The organism is Stenotrophomonas sp. YJH_SMC_81 (genome assembly GCF_059370875.1).
Map to the genome: position 1 here is coordinate 34,927 of NZ_JCAFUB010000003.1, position 13,010 is coordinate 47,936.

Annotated in this window: 12 protein-coding genes; 8 read left to right on the forward strand and 4 right to left on the reverse strand. The window is 67.4% G+C overall.

Features of this window, described 5'->3' with window-relative positions:
• Positions 1–258 (forward strand): RnfH family protein, encoded by a 258-nt coding sequence (locus AC5P8U_RS06710; RefSeq protein ID WP_072168307.1) that lies wholly within the window; start codon positions 1–3, stop codon positions 256–258.
• Between the two features lie 34 nt (positions 259–292).
• Here AC5P8U_RS06710 and AC5P8U_RS06715 read toward each other — a convergent pair whose 3' ends face one another.
• Positions 293–685, reverse strand: coding sequence for an outer membrane protein assembly factor BamE (locus AC5P8U_RS06715; RefSeq protein WP_005409234.1), 393 nt, complete (start codon positions 683–685; stop codon positions 293–295).
• Between the two features lie 103 nt (positions 686–788).
• Between AC5P8U_RS06715 and fur the strand changes: the two genes are divergently transcribed.
• A complete protein-coding gene (fur, locus tag AC5P8U_RS06720; RefSeq protein ID WP_014646807.1) occupies positions 789–1,205 on the forward strand; it encodes a ferric iron uptake transcriptional regulator in 417 nt (138 codons plus the stop codon).
• 58 nt (positions 1,206–1,263) lie between these two features.
• On the opposite strand, the gene AC5P8U_RS06725 is transcribed toward fur, so the two are convergent.
• The gene (locus AC5P8U_RS06725) at positions 1,264–2,508 is read right to left on the reverse strand and encodes an SGNH/GDSL hydrolase family protein (RefSeq protein WP_088497209.1); all 1,245 of its coding nucleotides are present in this window, start codon (positions 2,506–2,508) and stop codon (positions 1,264–1,266) included.
• 97 nt (positions 2,509–2,605) lie between these two features.
• Between AC5P8U_RS06725 and AC5P8U_RS06730 the strand changes: the two genes are divergently transcribed.
• Positions 2,606–3,523, forward strand: coding sequence for a LysR family transcriptional regulator (locus AC5P8U_RS06730; RefSeq protein WP_088497210.1), 918 nt, complete (start codon positions 2,606–2,608; stop codon positions 3,521–3,523).
• Positions 3,524–3,648: 125 nt separating this feature from the next.
• Here the strand turns inward: AC5P8U_RS06730 and recN are convergent, their stop codons facing one another.
• Entirely contained in the window at positions 3,649–5,310 is a 1,662-nt protein-coding gene (recN, locus tag AC5P8U_RS06735; protein WP_111007560.1) for a DNA repair protein RecN, read from the reverse strand.
• A gap of 115 nt (positions 5,311–5,425) precedes the next feature.
• Here recN and hrcA point away from each other — a divergent pair, with 115 nt between their 5' ends.
• The 4 genes from hrcA to dnaJ all read left to right on the forward strand — a co-directional run bounded on the left by hrcA (position 5,426) and on the right by dnaJ (position 10,452).
• Positions 5,426–6,490: a heat-inducible transcriptional repressor HrcA gene (hrcA, locus tag AC5P8U_RS06740; protein ID WP_005416180.1), complete on the forward strand. Its 1,065-nt coding sequence runs from the start codon at positions 5,426–5,428 to the stop codon at positions 6,488–6,490.
• 63 nt (positions 6,491–6,553) lie between these two features.
• Complete coding sequence (gene grpE, locus AC5P8U_RS06745; protein ID WP_061477936.1) at positions 6,554–7,069, forward strand: nucleotide exchange factor GrpE; 516 nt, start codon at positions 6,554–6,556, stop codon at positions 7,067–7,069.
• A gap of 181 nt (positions 7,070–7,250) precedes the next feature.
• Positions 7,251–9,173 (forward strand): molecular chaperone DnaK, encoded by a 1,923-nt coding sequence (dnaK, locus tag AC5P8U_RS06750; protein ID WP_005416183.1) that lies wholly within the window; start codon positions 7,251–7,253, stop codon positions 9,171–9,173.
• Between the two features lie 154 nt (positions 9,174–9,327).
• On the forward strand, positions 9,328–10,452 hold the full coding sequence (gene dnaJ, locus AC5P8U_RS06755; protein WP_072168303.1) for a molecular chaperone DnaJ: 1,125 nt from the start codon (positions 9,328–9,330) through the stop codon (positions 10,450–10,452).
• A 122-nt stretch (positions 10,453–10,574) separates the two neighbouring features.
• Here the strand turns inward: dnaJ and AC5P8U_RS06760 are convergent, their stop codons facing one another.
• Entirely contained in the window at positions 10,575–11,372 is a 798-nt protein-coding gene (locus AC5P8U_RS06760; RefSeq protein WP_065179663.1) for an AraC family transcriptional regulator, read from the reverse strand.
• A gap of 72 nt (positions 11,373–11,444) precedes the next feature.
• Between AC5P8U_RS06760 and AC5P8U_RS06765 the strand changes: the two genes are divergently transcribed.
• Complete coding sequence (locus AC5P8U_RS06765; protein WP_072168302.1) at positions 11,445–12,644, forward strand: MFS transporter; 1,200 nt, start codon at positions 11,445–11,447, stop codon at positions 12,642–12,644.
• Positions 12,645–13,010 lie beyond the last annotated feature (366 nt).

Consider the following 13,010-nt stretch of genomic DNA (forward strand, 5'->3'; position numbering starts at 1 on the left):
ATGATCGAGGTCGAGGTGGTACTGGCCTGGCCGCAGCGGGTGCTGTCGTGCCGCCTGCAGCTGGAAGAGGGGGCCACCGTCGCCGATGCTGTCGCGGCGGCCGCACTGGAAGGCAGTGCCGATTGTCCCGCCGTCGCCGTGCATGGCGTAGTGGCACGCCCGCACCAGGTTCTGCTGGACGGCGACCGCATCGAACTGCTGCGCCCGCTGCTGGCAGATCCGAAGGATAACCGCCGGCGTCGCGCGCTCGGCGGTTGATTCCGGCAGCCGTACCTGCGGACGGGCAGGGGGCTCAGCGGCCCTTCTTCTTCTTGTCCTTCGGCAGATTGCGGCCGAACTGGCGCACGGTCTGCTGGGCCAGGGCCTTGTCGTTGCCCGGGAAGTAATCGCCTTCCCAGCGGGTCACGGTGTCATTCTCGAAGAACACCACGAAGTTCTTCACTTCGGTACGGCCCAGGCGGTTCACGCGCTGGCTGGAGGTGTAGTCCCAGCGCTGGGCGTGGAACGGGTCGGGAATGGACGGGGTGCCCAGCAGCGCGGTGACCTGCTGCTTGCTCTGCCCGACCTGCAGCTTGGCCACGGCATCTTCCCGGATCAGGTTGCCCTGATAGATGGGTTGCTTGTAGATGATGCCGCACCCGGTGGTGGACAGGGCGACGGCGGCGACCAACAGGAGATTGCGCATCGGGACTGGCGGTTGGGGAAATCAAACCGATGATACACTCCCGGCGTGCCACCGCGACCCAATCCGAGGCAGCTGGCGCTAAATCGCCAATGAACGGAGACCTATGGAAACCCACGACCTGCGTAAAGTCGGCCTGAAGGTGACCCATCCGCGGATGCGGATCCTGGCGCTGCTCGAGCAGCGCAATGCCCAGCACCACCAGCATCACATGACCGCCGAAGACATCTACCGCCAGCTGCTGGAGCACGGCGACGAGATCGGCCTGGCCACGGTGTACCGGGTGCTGACCCAGTTCGAGGCCGCCGGCCTCGTGCTCAAGCACAATTTCGAGGGCGGCCAGGCGGTCTACGAACTGGACCGTGGCGGCCACCACGACCACATGGTCGACGTGGACAGTGGCAAGATCATCGAGTTCGAAAGCCACGAGATCGAGGAGCTGCAGCGCAAGATCGCCGCAGACCATGGCTACGAGCTGGAAGAGCACTCGCTGGTGCTGTACGTGCGCAAGAAGCGCAAGTAAGCCGTTCCGGCCAGCTGGATGCGACGGAACCCCGGGCCTGCCCGGGGTTTTTCGTTGCTTACGGTAGATCCACGCCATGCGTGGATGGCCCCATGAGCACCTCAAGATCGACCGCCTCGGCCATGGCCCGGTTGCCGGCATCACCCGGGTGGAGGTGGTCGCCGGAGTCGTAGGCGGCGGCCATCCGTGAGGGATCGGCCGGGTCGCGCAGCGCCGCGTCCAGGTCAATCACCGCGTCGAACGGGCTGTCCGTGCGCAGCCAGGCATTGATCCGCTGGCGCAGGGCATCCTTGTCCGGGTGGTAGTAGTCGTCCAGTGGCGTGCCGGGCAGGGCGTCGGCAAACGGCGGCAGGGTGGCGCCAATGATCCGCACGCCACGGTGGCGGGCCTGTTCTGCCAGCGTGCGATACCCCGCCTGCAGTTCGGCCAGCGTGGGCCGGGCCTGGTTGCGGGCGAATGCGGTACCTGGCCAGCTGATGTCATTGATGCCCATCAGCACGATCACACTGGATACCGCAGGCTGGTCCAGCGCGTCGCGCCGGAAGCGGACCAGGGCGGATTCACCCATGCCGTCGCGCAGCAGCCGCCCCCCGGAAATGCCGGCGTTCACCACGGCTATGCCCCGCGCTGCCAGGCGCGCGGCCAGATGATCGGTCCAGCGCTGGTCCTGGTCGAGGCTGGCGGTGGCACCGTCGGTGATCGAATCCCCGATCACCACCACGCTGCGCGCGTCGGCGCCGGCCTCGACGTCAATTCCGGTCAGCAGCAGGCGGGCGGTGGTGCTGCTGGCTGCGTTCAGGGCCTGGGCCCGGCTCTGGTCGCCGGGGGCGATCCAACTGGTCTGGCGGCCTTCCCAATGGAACGTCTGAACGGTTGCCGGCCCCGGCACAAAGACGCTGACCTGCACTGCCTGGCGGTCATCCGTGGCCAGCGGGAGCGGATCGCTCAGCTGTTCCTGACCGGGCCCGATCAACACCCCGGGCTGGCCGCCGAAGCTGAGCGGTTGCGGGATGGCGCCCGCGCGTGCGGCCACGCTGGCTGCTCCAATCCGCAGCGGCTGGGTGCCGTAGGCATTGCTCAGCCGCACCCGCAGCCGCGGGCCGCCCAGGCTGATGCGCGCCGTCTGGCGGAAGGTCTGGTCCTGCAGTGTGGCCGGGACCAGGGTCGGGAACAGGAAATCCGCGTTCCAGACCGGCTGCGGGCTGGCCTGCCAGCTGGCGACCCAGTGCGGGGCGGATGCGGCACTGGCGGCGCCGGACACGGCGAGCAGGGCGGTGGCGGTGAGCTGGCTCAAGCGGTGCATCGGGCAGTCCCGAGTGGAGGGACCGCCATGGTGATTCCGTGCTTATCTGTGAACTAGACTGCGCATGGACAATCATCTGTGAACTGGATTCATTGCCATGGCGCGACCTGACATCAACCGATCCGGCGAACTGGAAGTGTTCGTGCGCGTGATCGAGACCGGTGGCTTCTCCGCCGCCGCCCGAACGCTGGACATGACCCCGTCGGCGGTGAGCAAGCTGGTGGCGCGGCTGGAGCAACGGCTGGGCACGCGCCTGCTGCAACGCTCCACCCGCCAGCTGCAGCTGACCCCGGAAGGCTGCGCGTTCTACGAGCGTGGCCTGCGCGTGCTGGCCGACCTGGAGGAGGCCGAGCGTTGTGCCAGCGCCCATGCCGAGCCGCGCGGGCGGCTGCGGGTCAACTCCAACGTGCCGTTTGGCCGCCATTTCCTGTTGCCGCTGCTGCCGGCGTTCCTTGAGCGTAACCCGCAGGTGGGCGTGGACCTGACCCTCAACGACGAGGTGATCGACCTGCTTGAGCAGCGCACCGACGTGGCAGTGCGGGCCGGGCCGCTGAAGAGCTCCAGTCTGGTGGCGCGACGGCTGGGCGCGACGCGGATGATGATCGTGGCTGCACCGGCCTACGCGCAGCGGCACGGGCTGCCACGCACTGCCGAGGAACTGCAGTCGCACAACCGGCTGGACATCGGCCACGCGCGTGCGATGCAGGGGTGGCCGTTGCTGCAGGAGGGGCGCGAGCGGATGCTGCTGCCCAGTGGCAATGCCCGCGCCAGCAACGGCGATGCGCTGCGCCAGCTGGTGCTGGGCGGGCTGGGCATGGCCCGGCTGGCGGCATTCCAGGTGCAGGAGGACATTGCTGCCGGGCGCTTGCTGCCGGTGCTGGAAGAGGCCAATCCCGGTGACCTGGAAGAGGTGCACGCGGTGTTCCTGGGGCAGGGCGGTTACCTGCCGCTGCGGGTGCGCGCGTTCCTCGATTTCCTGGTGGAGAACGTGGATCTGGCGCGGCCACGGGGGTAATGCCGGTCGCTGGCCGGCAACCTCACGATCATCGTCCACCGGTGTTGGGTTGCCGGCCAGCGGCCGGCACTACCGTGCGGGTGGGTTGTAGATCCACGCCATGCGTGGATAACCGTGAACAGGCCTCAGGCCTGCAGCAGCTTGCGGGCGGCGGCGCGCGCTTCCTTGCTCACTTCCACGCCGCCGAGCATGCGCGCCAGCTCTTCCTCGCGCGCCTTGTTGTCCAGCTTTTCCACTGCGCTCTGGGTCATGCCTTCCACCGGGGCCTTGCTGACCCGGTAATGGGCATGGCCCTTGGAAGCGACCTGCGGCAGGTGGGTCACGCACAGTACCTGGCGCTTCTCGCCGAGCGCGCGCAGCTTCTGGCCGACGATGTCAGCCACCGCGCCGCCGATGCCGGAGTCGACCTCGTCAAACACCATGGTTGGCACTGCATCCAGGTCCAGCGCGGCCACTTCGATGGCCAGCGAGATGCGTGACAGTTCACCGCCCGAGGCCACCTTGCGCAGGGCGCGCGGCGGCTGGCCGGCGTTGGCCGCCACCAGGAACTCGACGCGCTCGGCACCCTGCGGGTCGGGCTTGCCGCTGTCCTGTGGCTCCAGTTCGATCAGGAACTGGCCGCCGCCCATGCCCAGCTCGGCGATGATGCTGGTGGTGGTGGCCGACAGTTCGGCGGCGGCGCTGCGGCGGCTGGCGGTCAGCACTTCAGCCTGTACGCGCCAGGCGGCGGCGGCCTTGTCGATCTCGCCGGCCAGGCGCTGCAGGCGCTCGTCGGCGCCACGCAGCTGCTCCACTTCGGCATGCATGCGCTCGCGCTGCGCGCCCAGTTCGTCCATCGGCACGCGGTGCTTGCGGGCCAGGTCGTGCAGGCGGCCGAGGCGGCGCTCGTTCTCCTCGAACTGTTCCGGGTCGGCGTCGAGGTCGTCGTGCACGCGATCAAGCAGCGACAGGGCTTCGTGCAGCTGGATCGAGGCGTTCTCGATCAGGCCGTCCACCTCGCCCAGGCGCGGGTCGTGCTCGACCAGCCGCGACAGCTCGTGGCGCACTTGCTGCAGCAGGTCCAGCGCGGAGCTGCCGTCTTCACCGTTGAGCTGGTTGCTGGCCGCCTGGCAGGCGCTCAGCAGGGCGCTGGCGTGGGCCTGGCGGCGGTGGCTGGCACCCAGTGCGGCGATCGACTCCGGTTCAAGGTCCTCGCGGTCCAGTTCGCGCAGCTGGTGCTCCAGGAAGCCGATCCGGTCACTGACGTCGCCCTGTTGCGACAACGCCAGCGATTCATCGACCAGTGCCTGCCAGGCCGCGGCGGCATGGCGCACCTGGCGGCGCTCGTTCTCGTTGCCGGCATAGGCATCCAGCAGGGCCAGCTGCGACGGGCGCGCCAGCAGCGCCTGCTGTTCATGCTGGCCGTGGATCTCCACCAGCAGCGAGGCCAGGTCGCCCAGCTGTGCCAGCGTCACCGGGCGGCCATTGATCCAGGCCCGCGAGCCGCCGTCGGCGCGGATTACGCGGCGCAGCTGGCATTGGTCCTCGTCGTCCAGCTCGTTGTCGGCCAGCCACTGGCGGGCGGCCTGCAGCTGCTCCAGCGCGAACTCGGCGGAAAGCTCGGCGCGTGCGGCGCCATGGCGGACCACGCCGCTGTCGGCGCGCAGGCCGGACAGGAAGCCCAGTGCGTCGACCATCAGCGACTTGCCGGCGCCAGTCTCGCCTGAAACCACGGTCATGCCTGGCCCGAACTCCAGTTCGGTGGCGCGGACGACGGCGAAATCCTTGATCGAAAGATGTCTGAGCATGGGTAAGGGGGTGTCAGCAGCCGCGCAACGCTAGCACGCGGGCGCGGGAGGTCCAATGACTTGCCAAGGCGATGCGCCGCCATTATCTAGTGTCCGTGTCTCACAGGTTGATTCCATGCACGGTTCTCCCGACCAGCTTGCCCCGCGTGCGCGCCACCTGCTGCGCACGCTGATCGCGCGATACATCCAGGACGGCGAGCCGGTCGGCTCGCAGACGCTGGCGCGCGTGGCCGGCCTGGAGGTCAGCCCGGCCACCATCCGCAACATCCTGGGCGACCTGGAGGATCTGGGCCTGCTGGCCTCGCCACATACCTCGGCCGGCCGCGTCCCGACCGCGCATGGCTACCGGGTGTTCGTCGACAGCCTGCTGCAGATGCAGCCGCCGGGCGAGGGCGAGCTGGCCCGGTTGCGCCAGGAACTGGCCGGCGGCGGCAGTACCCAGGCCCTGCTCGGCAGCGCCTCGGAGCTGCTGTCGGCGATGAGCCACTTCGTCGGCGTGGTCAGCGCCCCGCGGCGTGAGCAGTTCGCCTTCCGCCAGATCGATTTCGTGGCGCTGGACGGGCGCCGGGTGCTGGCGATCCTGGTATTTGCCGACAACGAGGTGCAGAACCGGGTGATCGAGACCCGGCAGGAGTTTGCGCCAGGCCAGCTGGAGCAGGTCGCCAATTACCTCAATGCGCATTTCGCCGGCCTGCCGATGGCCGAGATCCGTACCCGCCTGCTGCTGGAGCTGCGCGACGCCCGGTCCGAACTGGAGCAGTTGCTGGCCCACAGCATCGAACTGGCCGAGCAGGCCCTGCAGCCGGCGGCCGACGACATGCTGGTGGCCGGGCAGACCCGCTTGATGGGCGTGCAGGACCTGTCCGACCTGGAGCGCCTGCGCGAACTGTTCGAGCTGTTCTCCAGCAAGCGCGAAATCCTGCAGCTGCTGGAGCGGACCATCCAGGCGCCGGGGGTGCGCATCTTCATCGGCGAAGAGACCGGAATGATGCCGCTGCAGGGCGTCTCGCTGGTCACTGCCCCTTACACCGCCAATGGCCAGGTGCTGGGCGTGCTGGGCGTGATCGGTCCCAAGCGGATGGCCTACGACCGGGTGATCCCACTGGTCCAGGCCACCGCCGATGTGCTTGGCGCGGCCTTTTCGCCGGCCGGACGCACGCCGGGAACATCCGACGCTTGAAACGCAGCATCCCGCCCACACTAGGGTGGGTGGAGGCGGAGAGTGACCGCCAGGGACCCAGACATGAACCACGAACATCCAGATATCGAATCCCAGCAGAGTGCCGCCGATGCGGCTGCCACCGCCGGCGTCAACGACGAAGTCGAGCGCCTGCGCGCCGAAGTCGAGCAGGTCAAGGCCGATGCGCTGCGTGAGCGCGCCGACCTGGAAAACCAGCGCAAGCGTGTTGCCCGTGACATCGAGCAGGCCCGCAAGTTCGCCAACGAGAAGCTGCTGGGCGAGCTGTTGCCGGTGTTCGACAGCCTGGATGCCGGCCTGAAGGCCGCCGGCGACGACCCGCACCCGCTGCGCGAAGGCCTGGAGCTGACCTACAAGCAGCTGCTCAAGGTCGCTGCCGACAACGGCCTGGTCCTGCTGGACCCGATCGGCCAGCCGTTCAACCCGGAGCACCACCAGGCCATCAGCCAGGCGCCGACCCCGGGCGCTGCCCCGGGCAGCGTGGTGACCGTGTTCCAGAAGGGCTACCTGCTCAACGAGCGCCTGCTGCGGCCGGCGCTGGTGGTGGTGGCCGCCGACTGACCCTGCCGGGCCGGGCGGCGGGAATCACCTGCGACCCGGCCCGACGCTGAACGCGCCGGGCGACCGGAAACACAGCGTTCGGGAGGTGGCTTGAATGTTCCACGGGCCTCCCCCACATCGTATTCATCCACCGGCCGAACGGCCGGACTGACCCCAACAAGCATCCTCAGGAGTCTCCCCCATGGGCAAGATCATTGGTATCGACCTCGGCACCACCAACTCGTGCGTGGCGATCATGGACGGCGGCAAGGCCCGCGTCATCGAGAATTCGGAAGGCGATCGCACCACCCCGTCGATCGTCGCCTACACCAAGGACGGCGAAGTCCTGGTCGGTGCCTCGGCCAAGCGCCAGGCCGTGACCAACCCGAAGAACACCTTCTACGCGGTGAAGCGCCTGATCGGCCGCAAGTTCACCGATGGCGAGGTGCAGAAGGACATCGCCCACGTCCCGTACAGCATCCTGGCCCATGACAATGGCGATGCCTGGGTCGCCACCAGCGACGGCAAGAAGATGGCCCCGCAGGAAATCTCGGCCAAGGTGCTGGAGAAGATGAAGAAGACCGCCGAGGACTTCCTCGGTGAGAAGGTCACCGAAGCGGTCATTACCGTGCCGGCCTACTTCAACGACAGCCAGCGCCAGGCGACCAAGGACGCCGGTCGCATCGCCGGCCTGGACGTCAAGCGCATCATCAACGAGCCGACCGCGGCTGCGCTGGCCTACGGCCTGGACAAGGGCGACAACAAGGATCGCAAGATCGTGGTGTACGACCTGGGCGGCGGCACCTTCGACGTCTCGGTGATCGAGATCGCCAATGTCGACGGCGAGAAGCAGTTCGAAGTGCTGGCCACCAACGGCGACACCTTCCTGGGTGGCGAAGACTTCGACAACCGCGTCATCGAGTACCTGGTTGAAGAATTCAACAAGGACCAGGGCATCGACCTGCGCAAGGATCCGCTGGCCCTGCAGCGCCTGAAGGATGCTGCCGAGCGCGCCAAGATCGAGCTGTCCAGCGCCCAGCAGACCGAAGTGAACCTGCCGTACGTCACCGCTGACGCGTCGGGTCCGAAGCACCTGAACATCAAGCTGACCCGCGCCAAGCTGGAAGCACTGGTGGACGACCTGATCAAGAAGTCGATCGAGCCGTGCCGCGTCGCCCTGAACGATGCCGGCCTGCGTTCGAGCGACATCAGCGAAGTGATCCTGGTCGGCGGCCAGACCCGCATGCCGAAGGTGCAGCAGGCGGTGACCGAGTTCTTCGGCAAGGAACCGCGCAAGGACGTCAACCCGGACGAAGCCGTGGCACTGGGTGCGGCGATCCAGGGTGGCGTGCTGGGCGGCGACGTCAAGGACGTGCTGCTGCTGGACGTGACCCCACTGTCGCTGGGTATCGAAACCATGGGTGGCGTGTTCACCAAGATCATCGAGAAGAACACCACCATCCCGACCAAGGCCTCGCAGGTGTTCTCCACCGCCGAGGACAACCAGTCGGCCGTGACCGTGCACGTGCTGCAGGGTGAGCGCGAACAGGCCCGCTTCAACAAGTCGCTGGCCAAGTTCGACCTGTCCGGCATCGAGCCGGCCCCGCGTGGCCTGCCGCAGGTGGAAGTGTCCTTCGACATCGACGCCAACGGCATCCTGCACGTGTCGGCCAAGGACAAGAAGACCAACAAGGAACAGAAGGTCGAGATCAAGGCCGGTTCGGGCCTGTCCGAGGAAGAGATCGCGCGCATGGTTGCCGACGCGGAAGCCAACCGCGAGGAAGACAAGAAGTTCCAGGAACTGGTGCAGGCCCGCAACCAGGCCGACGCCCTGATCCACGGCACCCGCAGCGCCATCACCGAGCACGGCAGCAAGGTCGGCGGCGATGTCATCGGCAAGGTCGAGGCAGCGCTGGCTGATCTGGAAACCGCGATGAAGGGCGACGACAAGGCACAGATCGAAGCCAAGTCGAAGGCACTGGAAGAAGCTGGCCAGTCGCTGTTCGCCGCTGCTTCGGCCGACCAGGGCGGTGCCCCGGGTGCCGACGCCGGCAATGCCGGCAAGGCGCAGGATGACGTGGTCGACGCTGAGTTCACCGAAGTCAAGGACGACAAGAAGTCCTGATCCGGACCGACGCGGGACGCTGGCCACCAGCGTCCCGTTGTCGCATCAGGGTCCTGACCGCCCACCGGCGTGTCGGGGCGCCCGACGCAAGAGCGGACCTGGTTCCGCTCTTCCGCTTTGACGAATCCCGACTTTCCGGAACCCGATTCACGATATGAGCAAGCGCGATTACTACGAAGTGCTGGGCGTTGCCCGCACCGCCACCGACGACGAGCTGAAGAAGGCGTACCGTCGCTGCGCGATGAAGTTCCATCCGGACCGCAACCCGGGTGATGCGGCGGCCGAGGCCTCCTTCAAGGAGTGCAAGGAAGCCTACGAAGTGCTGTCCGACGGCAACAAGCGCCGCATGTACGACAGCCACGGCCACGCCGCGTTCGAGCACGGCATGGGCGGCGGCGGCCCGGGCGGCCCGGACATGAACGATATCTTCGGCGATATCTTCGGCAACATCTTTGGCGGTGGCGGCGGTGGTCCGCGCCAGGCCCGTCGCGGCGCCGACATCGGCTACGTGATGGAGCTGGATCTGGAAGAGGCCGTGCGCGGCGTCGAGCGCCGCATCGAGATTCCGACCCTGGCCGAGTGCGGCGACTGCGATGGCAGTGGCTCCGAGGACGGCAAGGTCGAGACCTGCAACGTGTGCCATGGCCGCGGCCAGGTGCGCATCCAGCGCGGCATCTTCGCCATGCAGCAGGCCTGCCACAACTGCGGCGGCCGTGGCCAGATCATCGCCAAGCCCTGCAAGACCTGCCACGGCAACGGCCGCGTCGAGGAAGACAAGGTGCTGTCGGTGAAGGTGCCGGCGGGCGTCGATACCGGTGACCGCATCCGCCTGCAGGGCGAGGGTGAAGCCGGGCCGGCCGGTACGCCGCCGGGCGACCTGTACGTGGAAGTGCGCGTGCGCGAGCATGCGATCTTCCAGCGCGATGGCGACGACCTGCACTGCGAAGTGCCGATCCGCATCTCGCAGGCGGCACTGGGTGACACCGTGCGCGTGGCTACCCTCGGCGGCGAAGCGGAGATCCGCATTCCGGCCGAGACCCAGACCGGCAAGCTGTTCCGCCTGCGCGGCAAGGGTGTGCGTTCGGTGCGCAGCCGCAGCGAAGGCGACCTGTATTGCCGCGTGGTGGTGGAGACTCCGGTCAACCTCACCACCGAACAGCGCAAGCTGCTGGAGCAGTTCGAAGCCACCTTCGTCGGCGAGGAAGCGCGCAAGCATTCGCCGAAGTCGGCCACCTTCATCGACGGCGTGAAGGGCTTCTGGGACCGGATGACGTCCTGAGTTTCTCAACCGAAGCGTTAAGCGGAAGCGCCGGGCCATGCCCGGCGTTCTCGTTTGCGATCCGCGATGGTTTCCGCCGGGCATGCGCCGCGATGGTGGACCCACGCCATGCGTGGATGCCGTTACCGGAAAAACGCCGCAGGTGTCTGCCCCAGCTGGCGCTTGAACATGCTGGTGAACGCGCTGGGGCTGTCGTAGCCCGTCGCCAGCGCGACATCGATGACCTTGTCACCGACCGCCAGCCGTTCCATCGCGGCCAGCAGCCGTGCCTGCTGCCGCCACTGGCCGAAGGTCATGCCCAGCTCGGTGGCGAAGCGCCGCTGGATGGTTTTCACGTCCACCTCCAGCGCCTGTGCCCAGTCCTGCAGTGTGGCGTCGTCGCCGGGGTGCTTCTGCAGGTGTTGGCAGATCCGCAGCAGGCGCGGGTCGCTTGGCGCAGGCAGGTGCAGAGGCAGCACGTCCATGCGATGCAGTTCGTCCAGCAGAAGGCGCACCACGCGGCCATCGCGGCTGTCCTCGATGTGCTCGCCCTTGACCAGCGTGGCGGCCTGCAGCAGCTCGCGCAGCAGGGGCGACACCTGCACCGCGAACGGCTCGGTCGGCAGGTGCGGGGCAAACGGCGGGTCGATGTACAGGCTGCGCATGTGCACGGCGGCGATGCAGTCCACCGCGTGCACCATGCCGGCCGGCATCCAGATCGCGCGGTTCGATGGCACCACCCAGCGCCCGACTTCCGACCGCACCACCATCAGGCCGGAGATGGCGTAGACCAGCTGGTGGCGCTGATGCTTGTGACCAGGGATGTGGGTACCTACCGGGTACTGGGTGACCCGATAGGTGACCGGGCGATGCAGTGGAACCTCCCGCCAGGGCGCGGCCGGATCGACGTCACTGGCTATGTCCTTTTTGCGATAGGGCATGACCTGAACGCGCCAGAAGGGAGGGAAGGGCAACCGTAGCATGCGGGGCTCGCCCCCAACCTGACTGCGTCCATGTCGACCCTGGCTTCTCCCGCAACGACCTCACGCCCGGCGGCCCCCGGCGTGCTGGCCGCCATTTCCACCTCGCACGTCGTCAACGACATGATGCAGTCGCTGATCCTGGCCATCTATCCGGTGATCAAGGGTGGCTTCAGTCTCAGCTTCACCCAGATCGGCCTGATCACGTTGACCTATCAGCTCACTGCGTCGATCTTCCAGCCGTTGATCGGTGTAGCCACCGACCGCCGCCCGGCACCGTATTCGCTACCGATCGGCATGGCCTCGACCTTGTGCGGCATGCTGCTGCTCGGCTTCGCACCGAACTACGCGATGGTGCTGCTGGCAGCGGCAATGGTCGGCATCGGCTCGGCGATCTTCCATCCGGAGGCCTCGCGCATCGCGCGGCTCGCCTCGGGCGGCCGTCATGGCTTCGCGCAGTCGGTGTTCCAGGTGGGGGGCAATTTCGGTACCGCGTTGGGCCCCCTGATTGCGGCGGCAGTGATCGTGCCGTACGGCCAGCATGCCGCGTCGTGGTTCGCAGGCGCGGCGCTGATCGGCATCGCGCTGCTGACCTATGTCGGCCGCTGGTACGCGCTGCATCTGGGCACGCCGCGCCCAGCCAGTACCGCCTCGATGGCGCCGCGCCATCCACCACGCACGGTGGCCAAGGTGCTGGCGATCCTGCTGGTGCTGATCTTCAGCAAGTACTTCTACATGGCCAGCATCGGCAGCTACTTCACCTTCTACCTGATCCACCATTTCGGCATTCCGGTGGCGCAGGCGCAGCTGCACCTGTTCGCGTTCCTGGTGGCGTCCGCCGCTGGCGGCTTCCTCGGCGGCCCGTTGGGTGACCGGATCGGCCGCAAGCCGATCATCTGGACCTCGATCCTCGGCGTGGCGCCGTTTGCGTTGATGCTGCCGCATGCCGATCTGCTGTGGACCACGGTGCTCGCGGTACTGATCGGCTTCGTGCTGTCCTCGGCATTCTCGGCCATCGTGGTGTACGCGCAGGAGATGATGCCGCACCGCATCGGCATGGTGTCCGGCCTGTTCTTCGGTTTCGCGTTCGGTATGGGCGGGCTGGGTGCCGCCGTGCTCGGCCTGTTGGCGGACAGGACCAGCATCGAGTACGTCTACCAGCTGACCGCGTTCCTGCCGTTGCTGGGCATCGTGGCGGCGTGGCTGCCGCCGTCGCGGCCTGCTGCTCGCTGAGGGGGTTGGGTTGCAGGGCTTGCAGCCCTGCACCCGCAGAGGCAACGGCAACAGCCGAAGCGCGCTATCCGTGGATTGGCGGGGTGGGTCCGGTTGCGGGGGACGCCGTGAATACGTCCCTGCAGGCTCGGTCGCGCCATCCATGGCGCTCACGCCGCCGCAACCGGACCCATCCCGCCTTCGACAGTTTCCTGCGATTTGTCGGAACGGTGTACTGCTCTGGTAGGCGTCGACCTTGGTCGACACGGTAGACCCATGCCATGCGTGGATGAATTCATTCGATATCTGACAGATGTGTCGACCAAGGTCGACACCCACCAACAGCCGCAGTTACCAACAGCCGCGTGAACCTGTCGAAGGCGGGGC

Coding starts and splice junctions, on each gene's coding strand:
- AC5P8U_RS06760 (WP_065179663.1), bottom strand. CDS start 11,372: ATGCCCTATCGCAAAAAGGACATAGCCAGTGACGTCGATCCGGCCGCG.
- dnaK (WP_005416183.1), top strand. CDS start 7,251: ATGGGCAAGATCATTGGTATCGACCTCGGCACCACCAACTCGTGCGTG.
- hrcA (WP_005416180.1), top strand. CDS start 5,426: ATGCACGGTTCTCCCGACCAGCTTGCCCCGCGTGCGCGCCACCTGCTG.
- dnaJ (WP_072168303.1), top strand. CDS start 9,328: ATGAGCAAGCGCGATTACTACGAAGTGCTGGGCGTTGCCCGCACCGCC.
- AC5P8U_RS06725 (WP_088497209.1), bottom strand. CDS start 2,508: ATGCACCGCTTGAGCCAGCTCACCGCCACCGCCCTGCTCGCCGTGTCC.
- fur (WP_014646807.1), top strand. CDS start 789: ATGGAAACCCACGACCTGCGTAAAGTCGGCCTGAAGGTGACCCATCCG.
- recN (WP_111007560.1), bottom strand. CDS start 5,310: ATGCTCAGACATCTTTCGATCAAGGATTTCGCCGTCGTCCGCGCCACC.
- AC5P8U_RS06730 (WP_088497210.1), top strand. CDS start 2,606: ATGGCGCGACCTGACATCAACCGATCCGGCGAACTGGAAGTGTTCGTG.
- AC5P8U_RS06710 (WP_072168307.1), top strand. CDS start 1: ATGATCGAGGTCGAGGTGGTACTGGCCTGGCCGCAGCGGGTGCTGTCG.
- grpE (WP_061477936.1), top strand. CDS start 6,554: ATGAACCACGAACATCCAGATATCGAATCCCAGCAGAGTGCCGCCGAT.
- AC5P8U_RS06765 (WP_072168302.1), top strand. CDS start 11,445: ATGTCGACCCTGGCTTCTCCCGCAACGACCTCACGCCCGGCGGCCCCC.
- AC5P8U_RS06715 (WP_005409234.1), bottom strand. CDS start 685: ATGCGCAATCTCCTGTTGGTCGCCGCCGTCGCCCTGTCCACCACCGGG.